Origin of the sequence: Sorangium sp. So ce693 (genome assembly GCF_051521375.1) — a bacterium.
Classification (GTDB): Bacteria; Myxococcota_A; Polyangia; order Polyangiales; family Polyangiaceae; genus Sorangium; species Sorangium atrum.
Genome location: NZ_CP150347.1, coordinates 8,434,863 through 8,448,123, shown reverse-complemented (window position 1 = coordinate 8,448,123; position 13,261 = coordinate 8,434,863). Strand labels below are relative to the sequence as shown.

General features: G+C 71.2%; 10 protein-coding genes. 2 read left to right on the top strand and 8 right to left on the bottom strand.

Features of this window, described 5'->3' with window-relative positions; all coding sequences use genetic code 11:
• Positions 1-79 precede the first annotated feature (79 nt).
• From WMF14_RS31350 to WMF14_RS31340, 3 genes are all read right to left on the bottom strand, one after another.
• On the bottom strand, positions 80-1,102 hold the full coding sequence (locus WMF14_RS31350) for an N-acetyltransferase family protein (RefSeq protein ID WP_437792162.1): 1,023 nt from the start codon (positions 1,100-1,102) through the stop codon (positions 80-82).
• On the bottom strand, positions 1,099-1,623 hold the full coding sequence (locus WMF14_RS31345; RefSeq protein WP_437323671.1) for an Lrp/AsnC family transcriptional regulator: 525 nt from the start codon (positions 1,621-1,623) through the stop codon (positions 1,099-1,101). Before WMF14_RS31345 ends, WMF14_RS31350 begins: the two co-directional genes overlap by 4 nt.
• Positions 1,624-1,886: 263 nt before the next feature.
• Positions 1,887-2,897, bottom strand: coding sequence for a hypothetical protein (locus WMF14_RS31340; RefSeq protein WP_437792159.1), 1,011 nt, complete (start codon positions 2,895-2,897; stop codon positions 1,887-1,889).
• 153 nt (positions 2,898-3,050) lie between these two features.
• Between WMF14_RS31340 and WMF14_RS31335 the strand changes: the two genes are divergently transcribed.
• Positions 3,051-4,070, top strand: a complete 1,020-nt coding sequence (locus tag WMF14_RS31335) for a class I SAM-dependent methyltransferase (RefSeq protein ID WP_437792157.1) — start codon at positions 3,051-3,053, stop codon at positions 4,068-4,070.
• Between the two features lie 343 nt (positions 4,071-4,413).
• Positions 4,414-5,358, top strand: coding sequence for a hypothetical protein (locus tag WMF14_RS31330; RefSeq protein WP_437792154.1), 945 nt, complete (start codon positions 4,414-4,416; stop codon positions 5,356-5,358).
• A 60-nt stretch (positions 5,359-5,418) separates the two neighbouring features.
• On the opposite strand, the gene WMF14_RS31325 is transcribed toward WMF14_RS31330, so the two are convergent.
• The 5 genes from WMF14_RS31325 to WMF14_RS31305 all read right to left on the bottom strand — a co-directional run bounded on the left by WMF14_RS31325 (position 5,419) and on the right by WMF14_RS31305 (position 12,849).
• Positions 5,419-5,961: a DUF6691 family protein gene (locus WMF14_RS31325; protein ID WP_437792151.1), complete on the bottom strand. Its 543-nt coding sequence runs from the start codon at positions 5,959-5,961 to the stop codon at positions 5,419-5,421.
• Positions 5,958-6,482 (bottom strand): YeeE/YedE thiosulfate transporter family protein, encoded by a 525-nt coding sequence (locus tag WMF14_RS31320; protein ID WP_437792148.1) that lies wholly within the window; start codon positions 6,480-6,482, stop codon positions 5,958-5,960. The genes WMF14_RS31325 and WMF14_RS31320 overlap by 4 nt, the downstream gene beginning before the upstream one ends.
• Positions 6,479-7,888, bottom strand: coding sequence for an MBL fold metallo-hydrolase (locus WMF14_RS31315; protein WP_437792146.1), 1,410 nt, complete (start codon positions 7,886-7,888; stop codon positions 6,479-6,481). Before WMF14_RS31315 ends, WMF14_RS31320 begins: the two co-directional genes overlap by 4 nt.
• Before the next feature lie 337 nt (positions 7,889-8,225).
• Positions 8,226-10,292: a toxin-antitoxin system YwqK family antitoxin gene (locus tag WMF14_RS31310; RefSeq protein ID WP_437792143.1), complete on the bottom strand. Its 2,067-nt coding sequence runs from the start codon at positions 10,290-10,292 to the stop codon at positions 8,226-8,228.
• 187 nt (positions 10,293-10,479) lie between these two features.
• Complete coding sequence (locus WMF14_RS31305; protein WP_437792140.1) at positions 10,480-12,849, bottom strand: hypothetical protein; 2,370 nt, start codon at positions 12,847-12,849, stop codon at positions 10,480-10,482.
• Between the last annotated feature and the right edge of the window lie 412 nt (positions 12,850-13,261).

Below are 13,261 nucleotides of genomic sequence, written 5' to 3'. Positions count from 1 at the left end.
GACGATGGGTGCGTTTCTGTGCGCGTTCAGGCGACGCAATTCGAATTCGTTGATGGTGATTGCGAGCGCGTGAGTTATCTCACGGCTGCTGGCCATCGCTTGCAGAGTAAGGAATCGCACGCTGCATCAGGATCACGTCGAGCCAGCGGTCGAACTTGTGCCCGACGTCGCGGAGCAACCCGGCGTCCTCGAACCCGAGCGCGCGGTGCAGCGCGACGCTCGCCGCCTGGTCGCCGGCGATCTGCGCGATGATCGTGCGGTGGCCGAGCGAGATCGCGCGGCTCACGAGATCGGCGAGGATGCGGCGCCCGAGCCCCCGCCGCTGGAGGCCGTCGCGCACGTAGACCGAGTTCTCGACGGAGCGGGCGTAGGCCTCGCGCGGGTTCCACTGGGAGAGCGAGCCCCAGCCGACCACGGCTCCGGCCCCGTCGCCCTCGACGGCCACGGTGGCGGGGTGCAGGGGGCCGTGCGCCGCGAGCCAGGCGCGCCGCTCCGCCGGGGTCGGGACGATGGTGGCGAAGGTGCAGGTCGAGCGCTCGACGTAGAACGCATAGATCTCCTCGATCGCCGCGAGATCGGCCTCGGTCGCCAGGCGGATGCGCACGCTGTCGCCTGGCGCCGGGAGGGGCGCGAGGTCGGGCGCGACGAACGCGGCGCGGGCGTCGTCCGAGAGCAGCCGCGCGCGAGAGTAATGGGCGAAGAGCGCCTTGCTGCTGCGGTAGCGGTCGAGGAGGCCCTCCGCGAGGTCGTGGACGGCGGCCCCTCGGTGCTCGGCGGCGTGGCCGGCGACGAGCGTGAGCCAGGCGGCCGTGATCGTCTCGTGGTAGCCGTAGGTCGGCGGGTGCCGGGCGTTGAAGGCCTGCAGCGCGGAGCGCATGCGCGCGAGCGCCCCCTCGGGCCCGTGGGCGCGCACGTAGTGCAGGGCGAGGAGCAGGTGGCGCGCGTGCGAGAAATCGCGCTGCGCGATCGCGGCGCCCTCGATGGCGGCCGCGAGCGCCGCGAGGTCGCGCTCGTCGAGCGGACGCTCGCGGCGATCGCCACGATCGCCACGATCGCCGGGATCACTTCGATCCGCGAAGGGCGGCAGTCTCTCGTCGCTCACGGCGCCTCCTTCCGGGAGGCCCCGCGGCCGGGCGCCTTGCGGGGGCGCGCTTCGCCGTCGCGCGCCTCTTCGGACGGCAGGGGCGGGAGCGCGGTCTCCTTGGCGGTGGACAGGACGACCGTCGTGCGCGTGCGCACCACGCCGTCGTGGGCCTTGAGCTCCTGCGTGAGCAGGCGCTCGAGCGCCTCGGTGTCACGGCAGCGCACCTTGAGCAGGTAGTCCTCGTCGCCGGCGACGTGGTGGCACTCCTGGATCTCGGGCGCGCGCTCGACGGCGCGCAGGAACTCGCCCCGACCGCGGCGGTTCGCGATCGAGACGGAGATGAAGGCCGTGAGCCCGGCGCCCACGGCCCGGGCGTCCAGGCGCGCCTCCCACCCCGTGATGACGCCGCGCTCCTCGAGCCGCCGCACCCGCTCGGCCGCGGCGGGCGCCGAGAGGCCGACCGCCTCGCCGAGGTCCGCCCACGACCGGCGGGCGTCGCGGGCGAGGAGGTGGATCGCTTTCAGATCGATGGCATCCATGGTTGCTGTCATTGGAAGTGAATGCAGAATCGAATGAAAATTTTCGATTTGCAAGTCAGGCGCAGCGAAGCGTCGCGCCGCCGATGCGGCGCGACGGCCCGTGTGAAGCCGCCGCCCTGGGCCGTGAGGCACGCCTCGCCGGTCTTCGCGTCTTGGGTCCGGTGGAGGAGCCGGTCTCGACGGCGTGTGGCGGCGCGGCAGGCCAGCCGCGGGGCGCGAAGAGCTGCGGGGTCGCCGCGCGTGGTCTCGGCGAGCGGGTCGGCTCAGCGAGCCCTGTAGTGGGCTCGGTAATGGGCGATGAGCTGCTGCCAGCGTGCCTCGAGGGCGGAGTCGCCGCGCATCCGGGCCTGCCACGCGGCGTCCGTGGCCTGCCACGCGGCCGCGTCGCGGAGGCCGTACCGCACGTAGATCGTCGCGGCGCTCCGCGGGTGCAGCGAGAGCTCCGCGCAGAGCGCGGCGTACTGCTCCAGCGAGAGGGCGGGCGCCGTGTGGGCCGCGGCGCTCGGCGTGGGCGTGGGCGCGGGGGCGCCCCGCTTTTCGGACGCCGGGACGAAGGGCAGCGCGGCGACGAGCGCAGCCATGTCTGGGAGCGGGGCTGTGCCAGCGGGTGCGGCCGACGCCGCGGGTGTGGCGGGCGCCGCGGGGCGCGGCGCTGGCGCGGCGAGCCGCGGTGCGGCCGGCGCTCGACCGGGCGGAGCGTTCGGCACGAAGGGCAGGGCGGCGACGAGCGCCGGCATGTCTGGGAGAGGGGCTGTGCCGGCGGGCGCGGCCAGAGCCGCGGGTGTGGCCGGCACCGCGGGGCGCGGCGCTGGCGCGGCGAGCCGCGGTGCGGCCGGCGCTCGACCGGGCGGCGCGTTCGGCACGAAGGGCAGGGCGGCGACGATCGCCCGCATGTCTGGGAGCGGGGCTGTGCCGGCGGGCGTGGCCAGCGCCGCGGGCGTGGCCGGCGCCGCGGGCGTGGCCGGCGCCGTGAGGCGCGGCGCGGGCGCGGCGAGCCGCGGCGCGGCCGGCGCTCGACCGGACGGCGCCCTCACCGGCGGCGAGGCCGCGACGAACGCCCGCAGGTGCTCGAGGAAGGCCTGTGTGTAGCGGTTGGTCAGCTCCGAACTGCCGCGCTCGAGCTCCGCGCCCATCCGCTCGAGCCATTCGCGCTGCGCGGCCGTCCACTCGTCCGCCGTGAGCCCGGCGCGCGCGAGCACCTCGTCGCGGAGCCTTCCGGCTTCCATCTGCGCGCGCATCTCCGCGTAGCGCTCCACCGTCAGCGCCGTACCCATGACGCGCATCCTAGCCTGAAGCCTTGCTCTTGCGCTGCGCCGCATCGAGCGGCGCTCGACATCGAGCCCGCCTGCTCGCTGCAGGATTGAGTCCTGCAAGCCGCTCTGGCCTGCACCTGTGAGCTGGTGATTTCGGCGGCGCATCGACGAGCGGTGAGCGTCCTGGCGAGCGCCGTCCCTGCCCGCCGCCTTCCCCGTGCGGCCACGCTGCTCGCGGCGCAGCACCAGAGCAGCATCGCTGCTGTCCCGCGAGCAGCGGCGATCGCGATCTGCCGCGCGCGGGCCCTCGCCGCCCGCGCGGCGCCCCGGCGCGCGGGCCCTGCCGGCGCGCCGCCGGGCGCAGGCACGGGCCCTGCTCGGGCGGCCAGGATGACCACCATCAGCCTCTCTCTCGACACCCCTGAGCTCGCCCAGGCCTACGAGCACGGCAGCGACCGGCAGTTCAACCACGGCAAGCTCCTCATCGAAACGCTGGGCGTGCGGCGCGGCCAGCGTGTGCTCGACGTGGGCGCGGGCACCGGCCGGCTCGCCGCTCACGTGGCAGAGATCGTCGGCCCCGAGGGCAGCGTGACCGCCATCGATCCCCTGCCGCTCCGCGTCGACATCGCACGGCAGAAGGCCCGCGTGAACCTCGCGACAGCGGTCGGCCGCGCGGAGGACCTCTCCGCCTTCGCCACGAAGAGCTTTGACGTCGTGTACCTGAACAGCGTCCTTCACTGGCTGAACGACGCTCAGAAGGAGCGCGCCATCGCCGAGGCGGCGCGCGTGTTGAAGCCGGGCGGCAAGCTCGGATTCAGCACGGGATCGCGGGAGAAGCCGCACCAGCTCGAGCCGATCCAGCGCAAGGTGCTGGCCGACCTCGGGAGAGACGCGCAGGGCAATCGCCCGTACAAGCTGACGGTCGACGAGGTCCGGGCGTTGCTCGAGCGCGCCGGCTTCATCGCCGACACGGTGGAGATCCTCACCTTCGTCGACCACGCCGCCGACGTCGACGAGATCTTGAAGCACAGCGGCTCGAGCTCGTTCGGCAACCACCTCTCGCACCTGACCCCCGAGGAGAAGCGCGAGGTGCGCGAGCGGCTCGCGAAGGAGCTCGAGGCGCTCCGCACGCCGCAGGGCATCCGGCTCGAGCGCAACCTCATCTTCGCGATCGCCCACACGGCAGGCAACTAGCCCGCCCGCCGGCGCCGCTTCAGTCCAGCGTGCCTCGCGCGTGAGAGCTCTGTTAGAATCGAGCGACCATGCGAGGGGAAGAGGGGAAATGCACATGTCGCGGCGCGGGCTGAGCGGTGCGGCGGGGTTGCTGCTCCTCGGTGCTGCGGCCTGTGGCACCACCCCCGACGGCCCGAGCGGAGCGGCAGGCGGCGCCTCCACGGGAGCTTCGAGCGCCGGCGCGGGCGGCGGAGGCGGCGCGGCGGTTGGCAGCGGCGGCTCCGGGGCCGCCGAGCCATCCGGGGGCGGGCAAGCGGGATCTCCCGAGGGTCGTGACTGCGGGACGGCGGGAGAGGTGATCGCGGTGGGCGCGAACCTCCTTCAAGACACGACCGGGCCCGCGCCCGAGCTGGAGCGCTTGCGTGGCTGTACGCGCTTTCTCGGCACGCTGCATCTGCTGGGCCTGGGCGGCCCCGAGGCGATCGACGCGCTCACGGATCTCAGGGAAATAGAGGGATCCTTGCTGCTCTATTCGCCTCCTCAGGATCTCGGACCTCTGTCCAACCTGACGCGGATCGAAGGTCGGTTGCTGGTCGTGACGGCGCCGGAGGCCCTGCGCGGCCTGGAGTCGATCCAGTACGTCTCCGGGCTGTGGCTCTACCAGAGCGGCTTTGCCGACTTCTCGTGGCTTCCTGCTCTCGCGGAGATCGGCGCCTCCATGATCGCTCGGCGCAACGCGAGTCTGACCGCTGAAGCGTTGGAGTCCTTCGCGTCGTCGCACGTGCGCAGCGGCGCGCTGGTGTCCCTCACGAACGCCGTTCCCAAGGAGCCGCCGGACCCCGATGCCGATGCGGTCGTGTGTGGCCAGCCGGGCGATCTGCTGATCGAGCCCTATACGAGCGCGGCCGGATGCACCCGCTTCCGGGGCTCGATCCACCTGAGCGACACGACGGCGGGCGCCTTGGAGCCGCTCTCCTCCCTCGTCCACATCGACGGCTCGCTGACCCTCTTCCGCAACCACACGGACGACTTCACCGCGCTGCGCAACCTGCGCCGCGTCGGCGCGAATTTTCAGATGCATCTGCTGGAAGGCCCGGGCCTCGACGGGTTCGACGCCCTCGCGGAGGTGGGTGAGCTCCGTCTCGTGAGCTCGGGTGAGCTCACGGGCTTCGACTGGCTCCCTGCGCTCACCAGGGTGCGTGAATCCGCGTTGATGGTGAGGGGGTCCCCCCTGTCCATGGAGGCCATAGAATCGCTTCTCTCGCGCCTGGACATCGGGGGCGAGACCGCGGTGATGGCCCTCGACTGAAGCGTCCTCGTTGCGTTCAAATCCGAGCGTCTCGGCTGGCGGGTGTGCACCTCGACTGGCTCATCGCGCCGCCCGCGCGCGGCTGACGAGCGCCGCTGCGGCGGCGAGCCCGGCGAGGCCAGCCACCCAGGGCCAAGGGGACGTCTTCGTCGCCGAAGGGACGGTGACCTTGCCCAGGTCCGTCGCCTCGACCACCTCCTTGATGTGCGGGTACACGCGGATGAAGGCGAGCGCTCCCGCGACCATCCCGAGCAGCCCGAACATCGCGTCGCGTCGGCCTTCGCCGACAGCGGCGAGGGTCGTGCCGGGGCAATAACCGAGGACCGCCATCCCGGCGCCGAACGCCACACCGCCCAGGATCACCGAACGAACCTGGAACGGCTTCACGTCGAGCTCGGTCGCGCCGGCTGCGCGCAAGGTGTGCGTCCCGATCGAGCCGGCAGCCGCCGCCGTCGACATGATCCGCGCGACGGCGCCGTCGCGCAGCAGGAGCTGGCTCATGATGAGGTCGGCGTCCGAGGCCCCTCCTCGCTGGAGAAAGGCGCCGAACGCCGTCCCGGTCGCGAGGCCGAGCGCCAGTTTTCCGAGCGGATCCCGCTTCATCGCCCATCTCCTCGAAACAGGAGCTTCGCCGTCAAGGCGGCGCTCACGCCCATCGCGACGTCGAACGCGAGGCTCGCCGCGGCGAGCTGCATCGTCCCGCTGATGCCGTGCCCGCTGGTGCATCCTTTGCCGAGCCGCGCGCCGAACATCATCAGGGCGCCACCGCAAAACGCGGCAGCGTAGCGCTTTCCGTGGCTCTCCCCGAACCGCGCCCGCCATGCGTCCGGCAGCGTGGATCCTCGCGTGCCCGAGGCGCGCGAGGCGAGGAACGCGCCAAGAACGATGCCCGGGGCGAGCAGCACCTCCCAGTCGATCTTCGGCGTCGCCTCACGCTTGGCCACGAACTCGTTCACTCGGCTGGCCTGCGGCGCGAGCCGGCGCGCCAGCGTGCTCGCCGCCGTCTCGAACGCGGACGTCACGCCGAGAGGCCGCTTCGCGGTCCCCATCGCGAACGTCTCCAGCGCTCCGATCGCGAGTCCTGCGATCTCCGGCGCCCAGCGCGCGCCTCCCTGCGAGCTCATCGTCGTGCTCCTTCGATATCCACGGTGGTCACCGTGCGTTCGGGGCCCTGCCTCCTCGGCAACCCGAGCTTCTCCCACGCCGTCATCCCGCCGAGGACATTGGTGACCTCGGTGAAGCCGCGGCGCCGGAGGATGCTCGTCGCGAGGCCAGCGCGGTGCCCGACGCTGCAGACGAGCGCGATGCGGCCATGACGCGGCAGCGCGGGCTGGATCTTCTCGAAGTGCTCATCGAGATATCCCACGTACATGTGCCGCGCGCCTTCGATGTGCCCCTCCGACTCGAACTCCTGATCATCGCGGACGTCGAGCACGGTGAACGCGTCGCTCGCGTCGTGGAGCTCGCGCGGGGTCATCGTGCCCGTCCTCTCGATGGGCATGCCCGCGTCTCGCCATGCGTCGAACCCCCCGGCGAGCACGCCGGAGACGCGATCGACGCCGACGCGCGCGAGATGCAGGAACGCCGCCTCCACGTCCGTGGCGCGCGGGAGGACGAGGTAGACCCGCGTCGTCTCGTCCGCGATCCACCCGCCGAACACCGGGAGCCCAGCGAGCCAGAGGTTGAACGAGCCGGGCAGGTGCCCCGACGCGAACGCCTCGGGGTCGCGCGCGTCGAGCACCAGCCCCTGCTTCGAGTCTGACGCGAACTTCTTCGGCGGCAGGGAAGGGACGTCGCCGGGCTTCGCGGCGAGCGGCTTGCCCCCTTCGAGGTTCAGCTTCTCCATCAAGCTGAAATAGGGTGGGCGCGGGATGCGCTCCGCGACCTTGGCACGGACGAAGTCGTCGACCGACCTCACGAAGACGGGATTGTAGGCCCGCTCGAGGCCGAGCGTGGAGTCATCGCGCTCCGCGATGTTCCCCCCGCAGGCCGAGCCGGAGCCGTGGGCGGGCCAGAGGAGGGCCTGATCGCCGAGCGGGAGGAGCTTCTCGTGCACCGACGCGAAGAGGAGGCGCGCGTTGTCGCTGGTCTTCTCGCGGTCGGGCAGGTCGGTCCGGCCAGTCTCCCCGATGAACAGCGTATCGCCGGTGAAGACGCCAAAGGCGCGCCCAGGCGCGTCCGGGAGGAACACGGCGTAACAGGTGCTCTCCGGCGTGTGCCCCGGCGTATGAAGCGCTCGGACGCGCAGCCCGATCAGGTCGAGCTCCTCGCCGTCCCGCATCCGGATGTCGCTCTGTCCGAAGAGCGGATGATCTCCGCTCACGATCTTCGCGCCCGTCGCCTTCGCGAGGGCGCCAGACCCGATGACGAAGTCCTCGTGGCGGTGCGTCTCGAGGATGAACTTGATCACGAGGTCCTTCTCTCTCGCCGCCGCGAGGACCTCGTCGATGTCCCTCCGCGGGTCGACCACGATCGCCTCGCCCTTGTTGCCGAGCAGGTAGGCGATGTGAGCGAGACCTGGAGTCTTCATCCGGTGTAGATGCATGCGCGGGAGCGGATGCAAGCGAGGCGCCAGACCAACGGCTGCGGCCGATCGGCTGGACGCGCGAGCTCAAGGGGTCACCCGTCGCGCGCAGGACCGCCACACCTCGATCTGTCCCCTGTGGCGAGATGGTGCGCCACGAGGAGCTTGGTCGACTACCCGTCCCGTTTCCTCCTCCAGGGGCCCATGCTTCGTCGTGCAGAGGATCTGCTCGGAGCGGGCGTCGCCGTGATCATCGACTTTGGCTCGTGGTCCCGCGCGGAGCGCAAAGCCATCAGGCAGATCGCCTTGCGAGCCGGGGGCGTCGACCGCCCTGAGTCGGCGCTCACGCAGCGCGGATGTCGCTCTGGAACGGGGAGACGTTCTCCGGAAACATGAGCCACACGAAGAGACAGCGCATCTCGAAGTATTCGTCGGCGGCGATGGCCGCGAGCGTGGGGTCGAGCTCGCCGATGTCGTGCCCTTCCCAGGCGAAGCCCGGCACGCCGCGCGCCCGGCTGACGAGCCCGCCGCTCTGCAGCTGATCGCGCGCGCGGAACCAGCGGGTGAGCGACATGTTGACCGCCGCGGTGAAGTCGGGCCGTTGCGCGATGCGATCCGGCAATGCGACCTGGTCGAGGCCGGCCGACCAGCAAAGCCAGCAGAGGGCGGCCCACTCGGCTCGGGCCCTCCGCATCAGGAGAGAGACCGGCAGGGCTCCTGGGTCGAGCGTCTCGTCCACGGTGAGCTCGACGGTCTCGACGCCATTCTCGGTCTCCTCGGTCAAGGTCGCCTCCGTCCGCGCGAGCTCCACCGGCCCGTCCGGCAAGAGGTGCGACAGGTCGGGCGGGAGCCACGGACGGGGCTCCGTGCCCGGCAGGCTGCGCTGCACGGCCTCGCGCAGGCGCAGCAAGCGGGTGGCGTAGAGCTGGATCTTCTGCCGAACCTGCTCGATCGGCTGGTCGAGCTCGACAGTGACCGACGCGTCGCCGGGCACCGGATCGATGGCCTGGCGCGCCGGCCAGAAAGTAAACTCGGGGTACAGCAGCCGCACGAAGGTCCTGAGGTGCTCGGCCACCGCGGGGGCCTCGGCCTCGATGCGGTCGGCGTCCTCGAGCACCCCGCGCGTGTCGCCGAGCTCGAGCCGCAGGAGCGCGCGCGTGATGCAGGTCGAGCGGCGGTCGGGCACGAGCAGCAGCGCCGCCTCGACGAGCGAGAGCGCCACGCGGCGCGAGCCCCGGAAGACGGCGGCGAGCGTGCGGTAAGCCGCGCTCGGCTCGGCGCCGAGCAAGAGCTCGTCCAGGACGCCGAGCGCGGTCGCGTCGGACGCCTCGAGCAGCGCTCGCCCGCGTTGCTCCACGACCTCGGGTTTCGGCTGCAGCGTCGCGGCGCGCAGGAACTCGACGAGCCTCTCTCGCTCGCCCCCGCAGGCCGCCGCGCGGGCCGCGGCGCAGCAGGCTTCGCGCGCGCGGCCATCCTGCAAGAGCTCTCGCGCGAGGGCCCAGACGCGCTCGGCGTCCCACGCCGCGAGGTCTTCGGCGAGCGCGGGCGACGCGCCGAGGCTCGCCTCGTCGAGCGCCGCGCCGAGCTCGCGTCGCACCACCAGCGCCCCGTCCGCGTCGAGCGCGGTGAACGCACCGACCGGGTGACCGTGCGTGTACTGGCCGCGCTCCTCGCGCACGCGCCGGTCGAGGTAAGGGCTCGTGTCCGGATCGGGAAACCAGCGGACGGACGGGCCGTGGAAGCGTCCCTGCGGATCGAGGTGCCGCTCCTCGGAAGGGCGGCCCAGCGCGTCGTACCGGAGCTCGCGATAACGCGCGCCAGCGCGGATCTCGATCTCCTGAGAGGGCTTGCCCTCGCACGTGAAGTAACGGTCGATGAGCGACGCCGAGGCTTCGTCCTCCTCGCGGACCAGCCATCGTTGCGAGCCGTGGTCGTAGTCGGCCTCTCCGGCGACGCCGGCGGGTCTGTCGGGCCAGCGGGAGCCGTCCGCGGAGATCGGGTGCCCGTCGCGGTCGTGAAAGACCTGGCGTACGATGCTCCCTTGCCGGTAGCGCGTTCGCAGCTCCCAGGCGCCAGGCGGCACACAGCACGGTCGTAGCCTGAGCTCCGTTGGAGCGTCGCTGCCGTACACAACCACCTCGCCGTCGAGCTCGCCGCCCCGGTAGCGCCCGCGCTGCGCGGGTTGACCGTTCGGGTGGAACAAGGTGAACGGCCCCTCCTTCACTCCGCCCGCGTAGCAGCAGCGCGAGAGCAACGAGCCGTCGCTCGCGCGGTACACGTGGCACTCGCCCGAACGACGGCCGTCGGCGTCGGTCACCACGAGCTCGAACGTGCCGTGCTCGGGGTCGTACCTGGCTGAAGGCGGGACCGACGGAGGCCGCTCCGCGCCGTGGTGTGAGGTGGAGTCCACGCATCGCAGTCTATCGGCTTTCGCGCCGAGAAGGCGGCCCTTCACGCTGATTGCAAAGATCCACGAAGCGCAGGTTGGGGACGAGCGGCGCCTGCCCCTGCGCCGCTCCGAAGGACCGAAGCTCGACCACCTCAAATGCCGCGTCCAGCGCAGCGGAGCGGAGCGGAGCGCTAGAGCGTGCGCCGCGCTACTGGTTGGCGGTGTCGCCGGAGCAGATGACGAACTGCGTCGCGCCATCCAGGGCTTCGCCGTCGCCGGTGAACCGGATCTGGCGGCGCTCCGTGGACGGGCACTTGGCGACGACCTCTTCTTGGCCGAGGCCGAGCCGCGGGTCGACATAACACCACCCGTGCACCTTCTCGCCGCCGACCTCGACCGGCGCCGGAGGCACCGTGTTCTGGCAAGCCGCGAGCTCGTCCGGCGTTTCCAGCTGCTCGACCTCGCAGACGCAGTTCCAGCCGTTCACCGCCGCCACCGGATCCGCGAGCACCCTCTGCTTCGCGGCGAGGTTCTCGTGGAGCACCTCCCGCCGCGCCGTGAGCCCGTCGCAGCCGCACTTCCCCTCGGCCGTGCTCCGCGCCTCGAGGACGAGGCAGCTGACCTGTCCGCTCTCGTTCGGCTGGAGCGCGCGGGGCAGGCACTGCCCGCCGAGCTTCGTCTTCAGGCGATCGACGATCGCGCCGATCGCCGGCCGATAGCCGAAGTCGAGCCGGCCCTCTTCCGGGGACTCGAGCTGCGCCGGGCACACGGAGCCGACGATGCCCTGCTCCCCCAGGTTCCGGATGAGCTCGAGCTGCCGCAGGCCCGGATAGGCCTTCGCGCTGACCTGGAGGTTGCTGTCGGTGCCGTCGGGGTTGTCCTTGCACAGGGGGCTGTCTCGGTCTTCATTGCCCTTGCAGTCATCGCCCATCACGGGCTGGAGCAACGGGAACGTGCAAGCGTACTGGAGGTCGCCGAAACCCGGGTTGGGGTTCCATTCATGGCCGTTGATGGTGTTGGCGCCGTCCGGCGAGTCCGGGCTGGCGATGCGCGTCCCGGTGATCGGGTTCTCGCCCTCGCGGGGGATCGGCGACTCGATCATGTGGGGATCGCCGGGGCTCCGGCGCGACTTCGGATCTCCGAGGATGATGTCCCAGGTGCTCGCGAATCCCGCGTTCGGAGCGCTCAGCTCCTTGGCGCTCTTGAAGCCGCCGACGAGGTTGCCGTCCTGGTCCCTGCCTTCCCGGAGATCGGGCTGACCCGCGTCGTCCTGGCGCGCGATGTCCTGCCACGGGACGCCCACGAGGCCCGCGAAGAACACGTACTCCGGCGGACGGACCGCGCTGTTCTCGTCGTCCGGGTCGAGATCCGAGAAGATCGGGTTGTCGACGACGTTGCCCTGGTGATCCTGGATCCGCGCCTGCGTGAGCGCGTCCGTGTAGCGGTCGATCGGGTAGAGCAGATCGATGCCGAACCGGCGCTTCTGGTCGAAGCAGCGCAGGTTGTGCGGGTCCTCGTTCGGGAGGAGCGTCTTGGGCTGTCCATCCGGGCCGCAGGTCTCCTCGTCCAGCGGGCATTCGCCCCTGGGCGCCCCGCAGGACTTGCAGCACGGGTCATCCAGGCCCTTCTCCGCGCACTCCCTGCGCGGCGCGAACATCCGAAAAAGGTTGTCGTTTTCGTCCTTCTGCCTCGCGACCCAGAAGGCGTTCCCTCCCTCCTTGATGGAACAGTCGTTCTCGTCCGACAGCATGACGATCGCGAGGAGCGAGTCCGGCCGCAGGAACGCCTTGCGCTGATCCAGGAGCTTCTTGTCCAGGCCGCGCCGCTCCGCCTTGCCGTTCACCACCTCGAGGGTCTCGTAGGGCGCGGGGTCCACGAGGAAGCGGTACCAGCTCTCCAGCTGCGACTCGAAGCCGCAGCCGTTGTCGGCCACCCCTCGGACCATGTTCGTCAGCGTCGGTACGAGGCCGCGCCCCGCGCTGTCGTCGAGGATCGACTCGCCCGCGGGGCTGAGCTTCTGCTCTGGATCCCAGGCGAGGAATCCCATGTTCTGGTAGGTCGGCGGGTCGTTGTCTGCGTCATTGTGGTCGTCCCTGTCGCTCCGGGCGATGAGGTGTCCCTTGTCGTTGTTGAAGACCAGCGGCCCGTCGGGGCACGAGTCCGCGCCATGGCTGCCGAGGCTCGTGCTGAGGATGCCGATGTGAATGTCGACGACGGGCTCGAACTCGCGCTCCTTGCCGCTCGGGCAGCTGCCGTCCTCCCGCGGCGGGGACGAATCCAGGGGGTTCAGCGGATCGATGCACCGGGGGTCGACCAGGCGCCTCACGAGGTCGGGAACGGCCAGCGCGAGGATGTCCTGCTTGTCCTTCATCGACGACGAGTTGTCGATGGTCAGGAGGAGATCGATCTTGTCGACGCGCCGCGGGAGCCGCTCGACGACGGTGCCAGTCGTGCGCGTGTCCTGATGGGCTATCGGGCGGCTCAGGCACCCCGGGAGGAGCGATGTGCCGCCGACGACGAGGGAGCACAAAAGCGACGCTGCCGCGCGGGCAGCACGGGACGGAGGACGAGCGGGCATGGATCCTTCCTTGCGCGAGAGATGGAGTGGGCCCTTTCGCGCGCCATGCGCGCGGAGCCGGCGAGCCCGTCTCGCGCGGAGTGGATGACAGGCTGCCTGGCGATCGCGTATCAGACGCCGAGAGGGGGCGTTCTCTTGGCTACGTGGCGAGATGAGCGCGACACCATCACGAAAATCCACGAACCATGGAGAGAGCGCGGCGCTGCGGGGGCGTCACACAGTGGCGGCACAGCCGCCGTCGCGGCATGGGCGGCATACCGGCCATCGAGGGCGGAGGCGCCGCCGTCACGACACGGGCAGCGCAGCCTCCATCGCGGGCGGAGGCGCCGCCGCCTCGTCGGATGCGGAGGCGGCGTGCTCTGATGTGCGATGTTATCGCAAAATTACGTGTAGGAAGGAATCGTGAAGGCCG